Here is a 15,384-nt window from a genome sequence, read left to right on the forward strand (position 1 = left end):
CCTGCGCCGATGGTGACCGGGTGAGCGACCGACTTCCGAGCTCTCCAGAGCGGCACCTGAGGCCCTCCGCGCCAGGCATGCAAGCCTCCGCTGTGGGCCTCTTGCGCCGATCAAAGGCGGAGATCGCCGCAAGGTAGGCACCCATCAGTCGAGTGGCACATGGCTGAGGTGAATCGCGAGTTGCCCCTCCGTCATGTGCCACTCGACGAGGCGCCAGGCGGGGACGGGCGGATGAGGTGGCTAGTCGACGGTATAGGTGCCGATGAGCTGGCCGTCTCCGATGCTGGCGTCGACGATCGCGGACCTCGCGTCGTTCGCCGACGTCCGCGCGTCCACCTTCACGGGACGCGAGAGCGCGTAGACGATGAATCGGTAATGGTGGACGCCGGTGCCCGTGGGTGGGCACGGTCCGAAGTATTCGGCGCGCTTCGCGCTGTTGAGGCTGACCACCCCGCCCGCGGGTGTCTGTCCCTCCGCGCTGGACGTGGTGGTCGTCGGGATATTGCTGACCACCCAATGGGTGAACAGGCCGCTCGGGGCGTCCGGGTCGTCGACGATCAGCGCCGAGGTGGCGGCTTCCGGGGGCATCGTCCAGTTCAGCGGCGGCGGCTCGTTCCTGCCCTTGCAGGTGTAGACCACCGGAATCGGGTCGCCATGGGCGAAAGCGGTACTGCGCACGGAGATCTCGTTCGTCGCGGGCATCGCGGCCTCCGCTCGAGTCGAGGGATGGTGATCGAGTCCGACGGTTCGCCTGTCGCACGGCGGGCTGGCGCAATGTGGCGATCGACAGGCGAACCCTGTTATGTCGTTGTCAGTCCAGCGTAAGACGCCGTTTGCGGGACAATCCAGATTATGGGCAAATCAGCCGTTATCACTGCCTGTAGGCGACCGGCCACCGCGAGGTCGGCTTCGAGGTCATGGCTCGCTTCGCCCGGCCGGCTATGCGGGGGGTCGCCCGATGTCGGTCCCTTTCGAGTTGGACACGGGCAGGGCGGCACCAGGGCGAACCGGCGGCCGCCATCCCTCAGTCCGACCCTGTTCCCGCCGACTCCTTGTCTCCGGCCAGCGCCGCGATCGTCTCGATCCGCTCCACCGCGTCGGTGACGATCCGATCGATCAGTTCCTTGCACGTGGGCAGGTCGTCGATGATCCCCGTGACCTGTCCCGCCGCGAGCACGCCCGCCTGGGTGTTGCCCTCGACCAATCCGGCGCGCAGGAGCATCGGCGTGTTCGCGGCCATGACGACCTGAGACCAGCTGAGGTCCTTGGTCTTTCGCATGGCCAAGCCGTCGCGGACCATCGTGGACCACTTCATGCCGGTCATGCTCTTGAACCGGGCCGCGTTGCCCACCGCGGCGGTGAGGCCGCGCCAACGGCCCGAATGCTCCAGCCGCTGAACCAGTTCGGTGTTCAGCACGCGGTGCGGCATGCCGTCGACCTTGAGCGACACCACCGTGTCCTGGAGCTGTCGCCGCAGGTACTCCTGCTTGACCGCATCGGGGACGGTGCTCTCCTGGGTGAGCAGGAACCGCGTGCCCATCGCGACACCCGCCGCGCCGTAGGCCAGGGCGGCGGCCAGACCGCGCCCGTCGAAGAATCCGCCCGCGGCGACCACGGGAATGTCCACCGCGTCCAGCACCGAGGGCAGCAGCAGGGTGGTGGCCACCGGGCCGGTGTGTCCGCCGCCCTCGCCGCCCTGCACGATCACGGCGTCCGCGCCCCACGACGCGACTTTGACCGCGTGCTTCGCCGCGCCGATCGACGGAATGACCACCACCCCGGCGTCTTTCAGCTTCGCGATCAGGTCCTGCTTCGGCGCGAGCGCGAACGACGCGACCGCCACCTTCTCCCGGATCAGCAGATCGATCCGCTCTGACGCGTCCGCGGCGTCGGCGCGGATGTTCACGCCGAACGGTTTCGCGGTGTGCGCTTTGGTCTTCGCGATGGCCGCCTCGAGCTCGGCGAAGGTCATGGTGGCGGAGGCGAGGATGCCGAGTCCGCCCGCTTCGGCGGTGGCCGACACCAGGCTCGGGCCCGCGACCCAGCCCATGCCGGTCTGCACGATCGGGTGTTCGATGCCGACCAGATCGGTCAGCGGGGTACGCAAGCGCGGGCTCATGACGGGACCTCGGTTTCGCGAATCTTCTTGGGGTCGAGCACCTCACGGATCAACCGCAGCTCCTCGGCCGTCGGCTGCCGCGTCTCGCCCGCTTCGGCGAGCCCGGCGATCTCGAACGAGGTGTTCTCCGCGACCTCGTCGGCGGTGACGCCGGGGTGCAGGCTGCGTGCGCGCATGGTGTGGCCTGGGCCTTCGAAGTCGAAGACGCCCAGATTGGTCACCACGCGGTGCAGGTGGTGGAAGCGGTATGCCGGGTCGGCCGCGTCGACCTTGTCGTATCCCAACCCGGAGACGATGTCGACCTTCTCGGTGAACACGCGCTTGGTGTGCCGCGGGACCCAGTAGCTGGTGGCGTGATTGATCGTGTTTCCCGGCGCGCCACGCACACCGAACATCTGCCGGGTCGGCTGCTGCAATGAGCCGAACGCCGAAAGGTTCTGGTTGCCGAACCGGTCGATCTGATTGGCGCCCATCACCACGTGCCTGCGCCCGGACGCCACCACGTCGAAGACTCTCCGGAACGGGATCCAGCCTTCGATCGGCGCTTTGCCGCCCAGCGGGGGAGTCTCGGCGAACAGCAGCGCCTCGCCGTCGGACAGCAGCAGATCCGGTTCGGTGGTGAGCTTGGCCAGCCGCGCGCCGATGATGGACATGGGCGACATGGGGCTGGCCATGATCTCGCCCGCGCCGCTGAAGATCTCCGCGCAGGCGATGGCGCAGATCTCGGCGCGGGTGACGGTTTCGGTGCTGGTCATCACGCCTCCTGGGCGAATCGGCGGACGGCGGCCTGGTACTGCTCCTCGGAGCCGGCCAGATAGGTGTCGACGAACCGCTGCCACGACTCCGGCGTCTTCGCGGACTCGACGTAGTGCTTTTGGAACTTCTCGTCCCGGCCGTAGTCGTCGGCCGCCAGGGTGAAGTGCGCGCCGCCGGGGGCCTCGACCACGCCGTCCACCATCATGCGGTTGAGCAGCAGCGATTGCAGCGGAACGGTTTTCACCAGTTCGTCGGTCTCCACGACGCGCTCGACCGAGACGTAGCGGCGCTGCGCCGCCAGGCAGAACAGATCGTCGAAGTAGGGGTCGACGCCGGTGTAGGCGGCGTTGCCGTGCGCGTCGCCGAGATTCAGGTGTACCAGCGCCGCGTCGAGATTCAGGGCGGGCATGGCGATCAGGGTCTCCGGCGCGCCGTCGACGGGGTAGGGCGATTCGACCGTCTTCAACTCGCCCTCCCAGAAGTTCGGGACGTCCGAGCCGAGCCCGGCGCGGATCGGCAGGAACGGCAGTCGCGCCGCCGCGGCCTCCAGCCCGCACTTGAGCATGCCTTCGTCCATCTCGCGGGCGACCAGCGCACCCGAGGTGCGGGCCTTGGCGAACCACGGGTCGTAGAACGGCGCCGAATCCAGCGACACGAAGCCGTAGTACGCCTTGCGCACCTTCCCCGCCGAACACAACAGCCCGAGATCTGGCCCGCCGTAACCGACCACGGTCAGGTCCGTGAGGTCCGAACGCAGAATGGCTCGCACCAGCGCCATCGGCTTGCGCCGTGACCCCCAGCCACCGATGCCGATGGTCATCCCGCTGCGCAGCTCGCCGACGACCTCGTCGAGCGACATCCGCTTGTCTCGCATGGGTAATTCCTCTCTCACTGCCCGCTCTTGCGCGCCGCGAGGTCGTCGTCGAACCGGGCGCGGATCTCGTCGGCGACGCCGGCGAGGTTGAGTTCGAAGGTGAATCCCTGCTCGTACCGGTAGCTGCGGTGCACGTCCTGCACGTCGATGCCGTTCAGCGCTCGCTTGGCCGCCCGGATCACCCGGCCGTCCTTGGCCGCGATGTTCTTGGCCAGCTCCAAGGCGGCGGCGTCGAGTTCGGCGCGCGGCACCACCTGGTACACCGAGCCGTAGTGGTGCAGCTGCTGGGCGGTGATGGTGCTCGCGGTGTAGAACAGCGCGCGCATCAAGTGCTGCGGTACCAGCCGGGCGAGGTGGGTGGCCGCGCCGAGCGCGCCGCGATCGACCTCGGGCAGCCCGAAGGTCGCGTCGTCGGAGGCGATCACGACATCCGCGTTGCCCACCAGGCCGATGCCGCCACCGAGGCAGAAGCCCTGGACCACCGCGATCACCGGCACCTGGCACTCGTACACCGCCGCGAACGCCTCGAAGCAGCCGTGATTGGCGTCGATGAGCGCCTGATGGCCTGGCTTGCTCTGGATCTCCTTGATGTCCACACCCGCGTTGAAACCGCGGTTCTCCGCGCGCAGCACCACCACCTTGGTGTCCGGGTCGCGGCCCGCCGCGCGCACTTCGTCGGCGATGGCGAACCAACCGTCCGTGGGGATGGCGTTGACCGGCGGATAGTCGACCGTGACCACGCTGATTCCGGTCGATTCGGAGTGGCGGTTGATCCCCATGGCAAGTCCCATCGTGTGTGAACGCATTGGCAAAGCAAGCAGTTGCTTGGTAGGTTAGCACGGTGCCACTCGAAATCGATCTGTCCGGCCGCGTCGTTCTGGTGACGGGCGGTGTGCGCGGTGTGGGCGCGGGCGTGAGCAAGGCGTTCCTTGCCGCCGGCGCCACCGTCGTGGCCTGTGCACGGCGACCGGCTGACGCGCCCGTCGAAGTCGACGGCCGCTCGATCGACTACGTGCCGTGCGATGTGCGGGACGAGAACGCGGTGCGCGCCCTGATCGACACGATCACCGAGCGCCACGGCCGCCTCGACCATCTGGTGAACAACGCGGGCGGCGCTCCGTTCGCACTCGCCGCCGAGGCGAGCAAGAAGTTCCACACCAAGATCGTCGAGCTGAACCTGCTCGCTCCGCTGCTGCTGGCGCAGGCCGCCAACGCGGTGATGCAGCGGCAGGACGAGGGCGGCTCGATCGTGAACATCTCCAGCGTCAGCGGGCACCGTCCCTCGCCGGGCACCGCCGCCTACGGCGCGGCGAAAGCGGGCGTGGACAGTCTCACCGGCTCGCTCGCCGTCGAGTGGGCGCCGAGGGTTCGGGTGAACTCGCTGGTGGTGGGGCCGGTCGACACCGAGCTGAGCCGACTGCACTACGGCGATCAGGACGGCGTCGACGCGGTGGGCCGGACCATTCCTCTGGGTCGCATGGCCCGACCCGACGACGTCGGCCGCTGCGCCGTCTTCCTGGCCTCGCCGCTGGCCGCATACGTCAGCGGCGCGACCCTGCTGGTGCACGGCGGCGGCGAACGGCCCGCCTTCCTCGCCGCTTCCAATGCCGACCAGCAGTCCTGAACAAGACCGCACACGAAGAAGGACACATATGGACACCGAGCAGATCTGCGCCGGGCGCGTCGTCATCGTCACCGGCGCGGGCCGGGGCATCGGCCGCGCGCACGCCCTCGCTTTCGCCGCGGCGGGCGCCAGCGTGGTGGTCAACGACATCGGTTCGACCCTCGACGGCGCGTCCACCGCGGAAACGCCCGCCGCGCAGGTGGTCGCCGAGATCGAGGCGCTGGGCGGCCGGGCGGTGGCCAACGGTGACGACGTCGCCGACTGGGAAGGCGCCCGCAGGCTCGTCCGCCAGGCCGTCGACGCCTTCGGCAAGCTGGACGTGCTGGTCAACAACGCCGGGTTCGTGCGCGACCGGATGTTGGTCAATCTCAGCGAGGACGAGTGGGACGCGGTGGTCCGCGTGCACCTGAAAGGCCACTTCGCGACCATGCGGCACGCGATCGAATACTGGCGTGCGGAGGCCAAGGCGGGTCGTCCGGTCGACGGACGGATCATCAACACCAGCTCCGGCGCCGGTCTGCAGGGCAGCGTCGGACAGAGCAATTACGGTGCGGCCAAGGCCGGTATCGCGGGCCTGACGCTGACCGCCGCCGCCGAATTCGCCCGCTACGGCGTGACGGTGAACGCGATCGCCCCGTCCGCGCGCACCAGGATGACCGAGACGGTGTTCGCGGACATGATGGCGGCGCCGGAAAGCGGCTTCGACGCGATGGCGCCGGAGAACGTGTCTCCGCTGGTCGTATGGCTGGGCAGTGTGCAGTCGGCGGCGGTGACGGGGCGGGTCTTCGAGGTGGAAGGCGGCAAGGTGGCGCTGGCCGACGGCTGGCGGCACGGTGAGCCCGCCGACCGCGGCGCCCGCTGGGATCCGGCCGAGCTCGGACCGGTCGTGGCCGACCTGATCGCCAAAGCGACTCCGCCGGAGCCGGTATACGGCGCCTGAGCGGCCTCGGCCCGTCGACGGGCGCGTTCGCGGACCGGGGTCTAGTATGGGCACCCGTCCGTTCGGAAAGTCCCGTGTGAGAGTGGCGACCGGGCACAGAACTGCGCTTCGACTGATGAGGGGAAGGCTCGGCGCATGAGAGTAGGTCGCGCGTTCCGTGTGCAGGCAGCGTCCGGCGCCGTCGCGGGCCCCGCTCTGCGCGGCGGCAGGGTTTCCGCCCACGTGCCACTTTCCCGCCCATCGTGCGCGGTGGATCCCGAGCCGCCGCCCTACGACAGCGGCGATCCCTGGCTTCCGCTGGCCGTGCCGGGGCAGCGGTCGGAGGTCGATGCGGCCCCTGCCCGGTCGACCGCCGGAACGGATTCGGCCGCAGCGGGTTCGGCGGCCGCCGGGTCGTCCGGTCTGGGCGTGTGCTCGGCAGCGGGTCGTCCGGTCTGGGCGTGTGCTCGGCAGCGGGTCGGCCGTGCAATCGCGCTCTACCCGGCGGCATCGTGGTGCTCGCGGTACCGGCCGTGGATCGGATCCGGTGCGCGGCCCGGGTCGCGACCGGCAGTCCGGCCTTGGCTCGGCCCGCTTGGAAGGTCGCGAGCCTGCTCATCGCAGATCGGCGACATGCCGCCGGGCGGCGAATCAGGGCCTCGTGCTGGCGGAACGCGCACCGACCGCCTCGATGGTGGTCCGGACCGACCGGGTGAGCGCGGTGGATTGCTCCGTCCGAAGGCTTTAGTCCGGGCGGAGCGTGCAGGCACGTCTCGCGCGCCTATCGGACCACCGCGCCCGGCTGCGCTCGAAATTGATCGACCTCGCGCAAATACGATCAATCCGGCGCAATAGCCGAACGCGGACTATTCGGACAGACCGGTTGGGCCGGGAATCCTCTTCGACATGAACGACTGTCGGCGAACCACGCCGAAAGTGCATATGTAAGCACATCATAGGGAGGGCGGCACTAACCGGCCTGCGGTCGCGGCCCCAATTTCTCTGGGCACGACCGCACGCCGGTTGCGTGTTCGCCCGCTTACGCGTGCGCAAAACACAGCACAGTGCGACCCGATGGGTCGCACTGTGCTGCCGTGCAGAAGAACCTATTCGGTTCCATCCGGAGGAATTTCGGGCAATCCCTCGCTTGCCCGCAACTTCTCCGCCATGGATGTGAGGAGGTTCTGTGATTCTTCGGACAAGTCGAACGCTCTACTCGACAGCCGTCGCAGTCCATAGCCCTGCAGCTGGGACAGCAGCTCCAGATCGTGATCGATCTTGGCGGCATAGATGTCGTTGAAGAAGTAGTCCGGCTTGACTTTGAAGAACTTCGCCAGGGCGGCCACCGTCTCATCGGACGGGTTCGTCCGTTGTCCCGACCGCAACTGCGACAGGTACGGTTTCGAGATCGGATGTCCGGAGGCCGTCAGCGCCGCCGCGACCTCCGCGTTGGTGTGCGGCTTACGCCCCGGGGGATGCACGGTTTCGAACAGCTTGTTCAGCCGCGCCGCGAAATCAGCCATTGTGAGCCGCCCAATTCCCTTCGCTGTACTAACAGTCGTTATCTCGGATACGTATCATTGATATTAGCGGCTCAGTAACTGAAAACCTACGCCTGATTCCGGATTTCCTTGAAGCTTCTAGGTCGGAAGGCGGCGAAGGCACTGGGACGGTCGCGTTTGCGGGTCACGCCAAGGCCTCTCGAGAAGCCGCGGTACGAACCGGTTCTGGCCCGTCGCTGCGGTCTCTACGCAAGGGGTCTTGATAGCCGCAAGATAGCTGACATCTCATGGACTCGGCGGTACATGGGTTTGTGTGGCGTACGACACGTTTGCGCGCCTAGGGGATGAACGTTCAACAAACGCGCATGAAATGGTTGAACTCACAAACGTTCGATGATCGTTCCTGTCGCGAGTGCGCCACCGGCGCACATGAGAACCATTGCGGTGCTGCGGTCGGAGCGCTCCAGTTCGTGCAAAGCCGTTGTGATCAGGCGGGATCCGGTGGAGCCGACCGGATGCCCGAGAGCGATGGCGCCGCCGTTGACATTAACCCGATCCATGTCCGGCTGGTGTACAGAAGCCCAGGAAAGTGCGACCGACGCGAACGCTTCGTTGATCTCGAAAAGGTCGATGTCGCCGATATTCATGCCGGACCGCTCCAGCAGCCTGGTGCACGCCTGCACGGGGCCGTCGAGGTGGAACTCCGGCTCCGCGCCGACCACCGCTTGCGTGACGATCCGCGCCCGCGGACGCAAACCCGCTCGCTGCGCGGCCTTCTCGTCCATCAGCAGCACCGCGGCGGCGCCGTCGGAGATCTGTGAGGAGGATCCGGCGGTGTGCACGCCGCCCTCCAGGACCGGCTTCAGCTTCGCCAGGCCTTCGACGGTGGTCTCGCGCAGGCCCTGATCCCGTGACACATCGAGCTTTTCGCCGGTGAGGTTGCCCTCTTTGTCGGCTGCGGGGGCGGTGACCGTGAGCACCTCGCGATCGAACCGGCCCTCTGCCCACGCCTGCGCGGCCAGGCGCTGCGAGCGTGCGCCGAACGCGTCCACGTCCGCGCGGGTGATGCCGCGCCGCTTGGCGATTCGCTCGGCCGCCTCGAACTGGTTGGGCAGGTCGATGTTCCACGACGCGGGCCTGCGCGGCCCCGCGTTCTCGCCGACATTGGCGCCCAGCGGAACCCGGCTCATCGCCTCCACGCCACAGGCCATGCCGATGTCGATGGCGCCGGCCGCGATCAGGCCCGCGATCAGATGATTGGCCTGCTGAGCGGAGCCGCACTGGGTGTCGATCGTGGTGGCGCCGACCTGCCACGGCAGGCCCGCGTGCAGCCACGCGACCCGGGTGACGTTGTTGGACTGCTCGCCCGCCTGGGTGACGCAGCCGCCGATGACCTGTTCGACCTGCGCGGGGTCCAGGTGTGCGCGCTCGAGCAGCCCGCGCTGGGCCGCGCCGAGCAGTTCGGCCGCGTGCAGGCCCGACAGCCAGCCGCCGCGCTTGCCGATCGGGGTCCGTGCGGCCTCGACGATCACGGGTGTGCCCATGTCCAACCTCTCTTTATGGGACAGAAAACTGAAACGCGTTCATAGCACTTGTCAGGGGCGGATCTGTCCGGTTTCTTTCCTCGTTCTCCCGCCTGTGCTTCAATGATTATAGAACGTGTTTCAGTTTGTCGAAGGAGACATCTGGTGGTAGACACTCGGAATGCCCGGCCGAATCTTCCGGACGGGTTCGACGTCACGGACCCGGACATCTACGCCGAGCGTGTTCCGGTCGAGGAGTTCGCCGAACTGCGCCGGACGGCGCCGATCTGGTGGAACCCGCAGTCCCCGGACGTCAGCGGCTTTCACGACGACGGCTTCTGGGTGGTGAGCAAGCACGCCGACGTCAAAGAGGTCTCGCGGCGCAGCGACGTGTTCTCCAGTTACGAGAACACCGCCATCCCGCGGTTCAACGACGACATCGCCCGGGAGCAGATCGAGCTGCAGCGGATCGTCCTGCTGAACATGGACGCGCCGGAGCACACCAAGCTGCGCAAGATCATCTCGCGCGGCTTCACCCCGCGCGCGATCAACGGCCTGCGCGCGGAGCTGTCGGCCCGTGCGGAGTCCATCGTGAAGGCGGCGGCCGAGTCGGGTTCCGGCGACTTCGTCACCCAGATCGCGTGCGAACTGCCGCTACAGGCCATCGCCGAGCTGATCGGCGTCCCGCAGGAAGACCGGATGAAGGTCTTCTCCTGGTCCAACGACATGACCGGCTACGACGACCCGGAGAGCACCGCCGACCCGGTCGCGGCTTCCGCCGAGATTCTGGGCTACGCCTACCAGATGGCGGCCGCGCGCAAGCAGTGCCCGGCCGACGACATCGTCACGACGCTGATCGAAGCCGATGTCGACGGTGACAAGCTCACCGAAGAGGAGTTCGGCTTCTTCGTGATCATGCTCGCCGTCGCGGGCAACGAGACCACGCGCAACGCCATCTCGCACGGCATGATCGCGTTCCTGGAGAACCCGGACCAGTGGGAGCTGTTCAAGAAGGAACGTCCCGCCACGGCCGCCGACGAGATCATCCGGTGGGCCACTCCGGTCACCTCGTTCCAGCGGACCGCGTTGGAGGACACGGAGCTCGGCGGCGTGCAGATCAAGAAGGGCCAGCGGGTGGTCATGCTGTACCGCGCGGCCAACTTCGACGAAGAGGTCTTCGACCAGCCGGAGAAGTTCGACATCATGCGCGCGGACAACCCGCACCTGGCCTTCGGCGGCACCGGGGCGCACTTCTGCATCGGGGCGAACCTGGCCCGGCTGGAGATCGACCTGATCTTCAACGCCATCGCCGACCACCTGCCCGACATCACCAAGGTCGCCGACGCCAAGCGGCTGCGTTCGGGCTGGCTCAACGGGATCAAGGAGTTCCCGGTCGACTACAAGACCTGCCCGGTCGCGCACTGAGACATGGAAAAGGCCCTCGCACTTCGGTGCGAGGGCCTTATTCGTCCGGTACCGAGTCAGTCGACCGGACGCGCGGTCTTCATGGCGCGATCGACCTCCCAGAACGCCCGCAGCGCGGCGATCTTGCCGTCCTCGTTCACCCGGTAGGTGAACACGCCGTCGGCGTCGATCCGGTGCCCGCCGAGGGTGCTGCGGATCGTGCCGGTGAAGGCGACCTCGTTGCCGCAGGCGAACGAGTCGCCGAACAGGAACTCGATCAGATCGGTCTTCGCGATCGCCTTGTCCCAGAACGCGGCGATGGCCTCCGTACCGCGGTGGCCCTTGCCCTCCGGGTCGAAGCCCGACGGGCCGATGGGGTCCTCCACGATGCCGTCCTCGGCGAACAGCGCGACCCAAGCCCGCTTGTCCCGTGCTCGCACGGCGGCCTGTGACGCAAGGCCCGCAGCCCGGGCCGGATGTTCGGCGGTGGTCATACGGCCTCCTTCGACCGGGTGATGGGTCTCACCGCGCGGCGAGCACGGGTTCGGCTATGTACTGTCGCGCGAACTTGCGCAGCGAGTCCTGTTTGGCGGCGAGCTCACCGTCGAATCCGATGCCGTCGGCCAGCCAGGGCACCACGATCGCGTCGGTGACGCCCGCGTCCGCGAGGTCCTGATAGCCCGACCGTCCGAAGCGATCGATGCACACCGCCTGGATCTCGAACGGCTCATCGGCCCGGTCGTACTCGGCGCGCAGCGTGCCGAGCTTGCCGATGGTGCTCCGGAGTTCGTCATAGGTCATCATGGCCGAGGTCCAGCCGTCGCCGACCCGTGCGGCGCGGCGCAATGCCGCGTCGGTGTGCCCGCCGATATAGAACGGCACCGGCTCGCTCGGGGCCGGGCTGATCTGCAGCGGATCGAAATCGAAGAACTCGCCGTGGTACTCGACCATGCCACCGGCGAGCACCAGCTTGATCACCTCGATCATCTCGTCCACCCGCGCGCCGCGGCGTGCGAAGGGCACGCCGCACCACTCGAACTCCTCCGGCGCCCAGCCGATTCCGACGCCGAAACCGAAGCGGTTGCCCGATAGGTTGGCCACCGAGCCGACCTGCCGGGCCAGCAGCAGCGGATTGCGCGAACCCAACTTCAGCACGTTCGTGTAGAAGCGGATGCGGCTGGTGACGGCCGCCATGGCGGTCGCGCCGATGAGCGGGTCGACCCACGGGGTCTCCGGCCCCCAGAACCGGCTGCCGTCGGGGGTGTAGGGGTACTTCGCCGCCGCCGACTTCATGTAGAACAACGAATCCGGCAGGGCGATGGACGAGAAACCGCATTCCTCGGCGGTTTTCGCGAGCTCCGGCAGCTGGTCCAGCGGACTCAGCGCGATGCCGACGGTGAACTTCAGCGCAGTCACCGCCGCTCCGATCCGACCACCCACATCGAGAAGTACTGCGAACCGCCGCCGTACGCGTGTCCCAGCGCCTTGCGCGCGCCCTCGACCTGGTAGTCCCCGGCCCGCTGCATGACCTGCTTGGCCGCCTCGGCGAACCGGATGAGCCCGGAGGCGCCGATCGGGTTGGACGACAGCACGCCGCCGGACGGATTGACCGGAAGAGTGCCGCCGATCTCGGTCTCGCCCTTGTCGGTGAGTTTCCACCCGTCGCCCTGCGGCACGAAGCCCAGGTTCTCCAGCCACATCGGTTCGAACCAGGAGAACGGGACGTAGATCTCGGCTACGTCGATCTCCTCGAGCGGGTTGGTGATCCCGGCCGCCTGCCACAGCGCCGCCGCCGCGTCGCGGCCCGCCTGCGGGTTGACCTGGTCGCGCCCGGAGAATGTGGTCGGTTCGGTACGCATCGCGGTGCCGTGCACCCAGGCGACCTTGCGGCCGGTGGCCTCGACCGCCTCGGCGGCGTCCGCGTCGCCCAGCACGATCGCGCACGCGCCGTCGGAAGAGGGGCAGGTCTCGTCGAAGCGGATCGGGTCCCACAGCATCTGCGAAGCGAGCACCGATTCCAGCGTGATGTCGGGCTGCTTCAGGTGGGCCAGCGGGTTCTTGGCGCCGTTGCGGCGATCCTTCACCGCCACCATGGCGCCGATGTGCCCCGGGGCGTTGGAGCGCCGGATGTAGGAACGTACGTGCGGCGCGAAATATCCGCCCGCGCCCGCGCCGACCGGCATGGTGAACGGCACCGGAATCGACAACGCCCACATGGCGTTCGACTCCGACTGCTTCTCCCACGCCACCGCGAGCACGCGCTTGTGCACACCCGCCTGCACCAGATTGGTCGCGACGATGCCGGTGGAGCCGCCGACGGAACCGGCGGTGTGCACCCGCAGCAGCGGCTTGCCGGTGGCGCCGAGCGCGTCCGCCATGAACAGCTCGGGCATCATGACGCCCTCGAACCCGTCGGGCGCCTTGCCGACCACGACCGCGTCGATGTCGGCGATGGTGAGACCGGCGTCGGCGAGGGCGCGATCGATGGCCTCGCGGCACATCCCCGACATGGAGACGTCGGTCCGTTTCGTCACGTGATGGGTCTGTCCGGTGCCGAGCACCGCAGCTGGCAAGCTCATCGGTTCTCCGATCCCAAGACGGTCACAAGGTTCTGCTGGAGCGCGGGGCCGCTGGTGGCGTGGGCCAGGGCGCGATTCGCCGAGCCCGCGATGATCGCCTCGGCCGCGAAGCCGATGCGCTCCAGGCCCGCGGCGAACATCGGGTTGGCCGCGAGCGCGCCGCCGGACGGATTCACCTTCGTGCCGTTCTTCAGCCCGATCGCCTCGGCGAGGATCAGCTGCTGATGACTGAACGGCGCGTGCAGCTCGGCGATGTCGAAGCCGCTGACGTCGCCGCCGGTGACCGCGTGGGCGGCGGCGGCCGTCGAAGGCGAGACGGTGAGGTCACGCGCACCGAGCACGGGAGTATCGATCCGATGCGCCATGCCGGTGATCCACGCGGGGCGTTCGCACAGTTCGCGGGCGCGGTCGCCCACGGCGAGCACGATGGCGGCCGCGCCGTCGGTGATCGGCGCGATGTCGTGCGCGCGCAGCGGATCCGCGACGTAGGGCTGGTCGAGCAGGCTGTCGGCGTCACCGTCGCCTGCCACGACGGCCGCCATGTCCCGCTCGGTCCAGCGGCCCGCGTCCAGACCGGCGCGCGCCTGCAGGCCGGCGATGGACCAGGCGTCCGGCCACAGCGGCGCGACCAGGTAGGGGTCCAGCTGCATGGTGAGCACCTGGCGCTGCGTGCCCGCGGAGGACTTGCCGAAGCCGTACACCAGTGCCGTCGTCGCCTGCCCGGAGCGCAGTTTCACCCACGCCTCGTACAGCGCCCATGCGGCGTCCATCTCCACGTGCGATTCGTTGATCGGCGGCACCGCGCCGATGGCGTCGATCGCCGAGATGAACGAGAAGGCCCGTCCGGCAAGGTAATCGGACGAGCCGGAGCACCAGAAGTCGATATCGGACTTGGTGATGCCGAGTCGGTCGTAGAGCTGCTGGAAGCAGGGCACCAGCATCTCGACACCGTTGGTGGTGCCGAAGGTCTCCGGCACGTGCGGCGCGTGGGCGAAGCCCACGACCGCGATGTCGGTGGCGTTGTCAGTCAACGTGCGCCTCTCTCAGAGGTGGTGCTTATAGGTCTCGTAATCGGCGTCCGGCTCGCCGGAGGGACGGAAGTGGTCCACGTTCTCCAGCCCGTAGCCCCACTCCTCGCGCGGCTTCCACACCGCCTGCACCCGCATGCCCATCCGCACCTCGCTCGCGTCGCAGCCGAGCACCAGGTGCAGCACCGGGATGTCCGCGCCGTCCAGCAGCACGTAGGCCGCGACGTAGGGCGGCTTGATCCGCTGGCCCATGAACGGCACATTGACGATGCAGAAGGTGGTCACGGTGCCGTGATCGGACAGTTCGATGAACTCGTCGGTCGGCCTGCCGTCGGTCGGATTCGCGCCGCGCGGCGGGAAGTACACCTTGCCCGCGGCGTCGGTGCGCGCGCCGATCAGCTTGCCTTCGGCGAGTCCGCGCAGGTACACGGTCTCCTGCGGCGAGGCGGTGTGCTTGTAGGACAGGTCGACCGGCGTCGTGATCATGGTGACCGGATCGGCCGAGGCGGACTCCACCGGCGCCGAAGCCTGCTCGCCGGGCTCGAAGCAGAGGATGTCGCGAATGCTGCCCTCGGTCTGCTCGGCCCAGCGGACGGTCACCCGTAAGCCTTTGCGGATGTCCTCGGGTGCGGCGACGTCGACGGCGTGCAGCAGCGTCGTGTCCGCGCCGTCCAGCCGGATCAGCGCCCAGGCGAACGGGCGGTCGAACGGCTGGCCCGGCAGCGGCTCGCGCACCCAGGTCCAGGATTCGACGGTGCCGGTCTCGGCGACGTCGACGAACTCGGTCAGCGGTTCGGCGGTGATCGGATCGTATTCCGGCGGCGGCACGATCACCCGGCCGTCCGACCCGCGCGTGCCGACGATCTTGTGGTCGCGCAATCGGGTCAGAAAGGTTCCGATGGTGGTGCCGACGGAGCGGGTGTAATCGAAACGCACCCGCAGGGGCGCGCTGAGTACCTCGGGCACGGCGCCCGTGTTCAATGCCGTGCCGCTACCACCAGCGATTGCCGTGGATGCAGTATTCCCCTGAGTCACGATATCGAGTAGAACAGGTTC

The 15,384-nt window shown here is 68.1% G+C and carries 15 protein-coding genes; 3 read left to right on the plus strand and 12 right to left on the minus strand.

Features of this window, described 5'->3' with window-relative positions:
- Positions 1-240 precede the first annotated feature (240 nt).
- The 5 genes from ABZ824_RS14335 to ABZ824_RS14355 all read right to left on the minus strand — a co-directional run bounded on the left by ABZ824_RS14335 (position 241) and on the right by ABZ824_RS14355 (position 4,528).
- Complete coding sequence (locus ABZ824_RS14335; RefSeq protein WP_356963616.1) at positions 241-702, minus strand: YbhB/YbcL family Raf kinase inhibitor-like protein; 462 nt, start codon at positions 700-702, stop codon at positions 241-243.
- Between the two features lie 322 nt (positions 703-1,024).
- Entirely contained in the window at positions 1,025-2,119 is a 1,095-nt protein-coding gene (locus tag ABZ824_RS14340) for a nitronate monooxygenase (RefSeq protein ID WP_356963617.1), read from the minus strand.
- Complete coding sequence (locus tag ABZ824_RS14345; RefSeq protein ID WP_356963618.1) at positions 2,116-2,874, minus strand: CoA-transferase; 759 nt, start codon at positions 2,872-2,874, stop codon at positions 2,116-2,118. The genes ABZ824_RS14340 and ABZ824_RS14345 overlap by 4 nt, the downstream gene beginning before the upstream one ends.
- Entirely contained in the window at positions 2,874-3,749 is an 876-nt protein-coding gene (locus ABZ824_RS14350) for a CoA-transferase (RefSeq protein ID WP_356963619.1), read from the minus strand. Before ABZ824_RS14350 ends, ABZ824_RS14345 begins: the two co-directional genes overlap by 1 nt.
- A 14-nt stretch (positions 3,750-3,763) precedes the next feature.
- On the minus strand, positions 3,764-4,528 hold the full coding sequence (locus tag ABZ824_RS14355) for an enoyl-CoA hydratase family protein (protein ID WP_039794869.1): 765 nt from the start codon (positions 4,526-4,528) through the stop codon (positions 3,764-3,766).
- 62 nt (positions 4,529-4,590) lie between these two features.
- Here ABZ824_RS14355 and ABZ824_RS14360 point away from each other — a divergent pair, with 62 nt between their 5' ends.
- The gene (locus ABZ824_RS14360; RefSeq protein WP_356963620.1) at positions 4,591-5,373 is read left to right on the plus strand and encodes an SDR family oxidoreductase; all 783 of its coding nucleotides are present in this window, start codon (positions 4,591-4,593) and stop codon (positions 5,371-5,373) included.
- Between the two features lie 28 nt (positions 5,374-5,401).
- Positions 5,402-6,313, plus strand: coding sequence for an SDR family oxidoreductase (locus tag ABZ824_RS14365; RefSeq protein ID WP_356963621.1), 912 nt, complete (start codon positions 5,402-5,404; stop codon positions 6,311-6,313).
- A 1,085-nt stretch (positions 6,314-7,398) separates the two neighbouring features.
- Here the strand turns inward: ABZ824_RS14365 and ABZ824_RS14370 are convergent.
- Both ABZ824_RS14370 and ABZ824_RS14375 read right to left on the minus strand, forming a co-directional pair.
- Entirely contained in the window at positions 7,399-7,815 is a 417-nt protein-coding gene (locus ABZ824_RS14370) for a helix-turn-helix domain-containing protein (RefSeq protein WP_011207048.1), read from the minus strand.
- 359 nt (positions 7,816-8,174) lie between these two features.
- On the minus strand, positions 8,175-9,338 hold the full coding sequence (locus ABZ824_RS14375) for a steroid 3-ketoacyl-CoA thiolase (protein ID WP_356963622.1): 1,164 nt from the start codon (positions 9,336-9,338) through the stop codon (positions 8,175-8,177).
- Between the two features lie 102 nt (positions 9,339-9,440).
- Between ABZ824_RS14375 and ABZ824_RS14380 the strand changes: the two genes are divergently transcribed.
- A complete protein-coding gene (locus ABZ824_RS14380) occupies positions 9,441-10,742 on the plus strand; it encodes a cytochrome P450 (protein ID WP_356963623.1) in 1,302 nt (433 codons plus the stop codon).
- 56 nt (positions 10,743-10,798) lie between these two features.
- On the opposite strand, the gene ABZ824_RS14385 is transcribed toward ABZ824_RS14380, so the two are convergent.
- The 5 genes from ABZ824_RS14385 to ABZ824_RS14405 are packed head-to-tail and all read right to left on the minus strand — an operon-like array spanning position 10,799 to position 15,294.
- Positions 10,799-11,215 carry a nuclear transport factor 2 family protein gene (locus ABZ824_RS14385; RefSeq protein WP_355076857.1) on the minus strand — a complete coding sequence of 139 codons (417 nt, stop codon included), beginning with the start codon at positions 11,213-11,215 and terminating at the stop codon, positions 10,799-10,801.
- A gap of 28 nt (positions 11,216-11,243) precedes the next feature.
- Positions 11,244-12,128 carry a TIGR03619 family F420-dependent LLM class oxidoreductase gene (locus ABZ824_RS14390; RefSeq protein ID WP_356963888.1) on the minus strand — a complete coding sequence of 295 codons (885 nt, stop codon included), beginning with the start codon at positions 12,126-12,128 and terminating at the stop codon, positions 11,244-11,246.
- A 5-nt stretch (positions 12,129-12,133) separates the two neighbouring features.
- On the minus strand, positions 12,134-13,300 hold the full coding sequence (locus ABZ824_RS14395; RefSeq protein ID WP_355076859.1) for a thiolase domain-containing protein: 1,167 nt from the start codon (positions 13,298-13,300) through the stop codon (positions 12,134-12,136).
- Positions 13,297-14,331: a thiolase domain-containing protein gene (locus tag ABZ824_RS14400; protein ID WP_355076860.1), complete on the minus strand. Its 1,035-nt coding sequence runs from the start codon at positions 14,329-14,331 to the stop codon at positions 13,297-13,299. Before ABZ824_RS14400 ends, ABZ824_RS14395 begins: the two co-directional genes overlap by 4 nt.
- A gap of 12 nt (positions 14,332-14,343) precedes the next feature.
- The gene (locus ABZ824_RS14405) at positions 14,344-15,294 is read right to left on the minus strand and encodes an OB-fold domain-containing protein (protein ID WP_356963624.1); all 951 of its coding nucleotides are present in this window, start codon (positions 15,292-15,294) and stop codon (positions 14,344-14,346) included.
- Between the last annotated feature and the right edge of the window lie 90 nt (positions 15,295-15,384).

The sequence above is a fragment of the Nocardia sp. NPDC047038 genome (assembly GCF_040644075.1).
Taxonomy (GTDB): Bacteria; Actinomycetota; Actinomycetes; order Mycobacteriales; family Mycobacteriaceae; genus Nocardia; species Nocardia sichangensis.

Excerpts from the sequence above, each read along its gene's own strand:
- ABZ824_RS14385 (WP_355076857.1), bottom strand. The coding sequence starts at position 11,215 with ATGACCACCGCCGAACATCCGGCCCGGGCTGCGGGCCTTGCGTCACAG.
- ABZ824_RS14365 (WP_356963621.1), top strand. The coding sequence starts at position 5,402 with ATGGACACCGAGCAGATCTGCGCCGGGCGCGTCGTCATCGTCACCGGC.
- ABZ824_RS14355 (WP_039794869.1), bottom strand. The coding sequence starts at position 4,528 with ATGGGGATCAACCGCCACTCCGAATCGACCGGAATCAGCGTGGTCACG.
- ABZ824_RS14340 (WP_356963617.1), bottom strand. The coding sequence starts at position 2,119 with ATGAGCCCGCGCTTGCGTACCCCGCTGACCGATCTGGTCGGCATCGAA.
- ABZ824_RS14345 (WP_356963618.1), bottom strand. The coding sequence starts at position 2,874 with ATGACCAGCACCGAAACCGTCACCCGCGCCGAGATCTGCGCCATCGCC.
- ABZ824_RS14380 (WP_356963623.1), top strand. The coding sequence starts at position 9,441 with ATGATTATAGAACGTGTTTCAGTTTGTCGAAGGAGACATCTGGTGGTA.
- ABZ824_RS14395 (WP_355076859.1), bottom strand. The coding sequence starts at position 13,300 with ATGAGCTTGCCAGCTGCGGTGCTCGGCACCGGACAGACCCATCACGTG.
- ABZ824_RS14375 (WP_356963622.1), bottom strand. The coding sequence starts at position 9,338 with ATGGGCACACCCGTGATCGTCGAGGCCGCACGGACCCCGATCGGCAAG.
- ABZ824_RS14335 (WP_356963616.1), bottom strand. The coding sequence starts at position 702 with ATGCCCGCGACGAACGAGATCTCCGTGCGCAGTACCGCTTTCGCCCAT.
- ABZ824_RS14370 (WP_011207048.1), bottom strand. The coding sequence starts at position 7,815 with ATGGCTGATTTCGCGGCGCGGCTGAACAAGCTGTTCGAAACCGTGCAT.
- ABZ824_RS14350 (WP_356963619.1), bottom strand. The coding sequence starts at position 3,749 with ATGCGAGACAAGCGGATGTCGCTCGACGAGGTCGTCGGCGAGCTGCGC.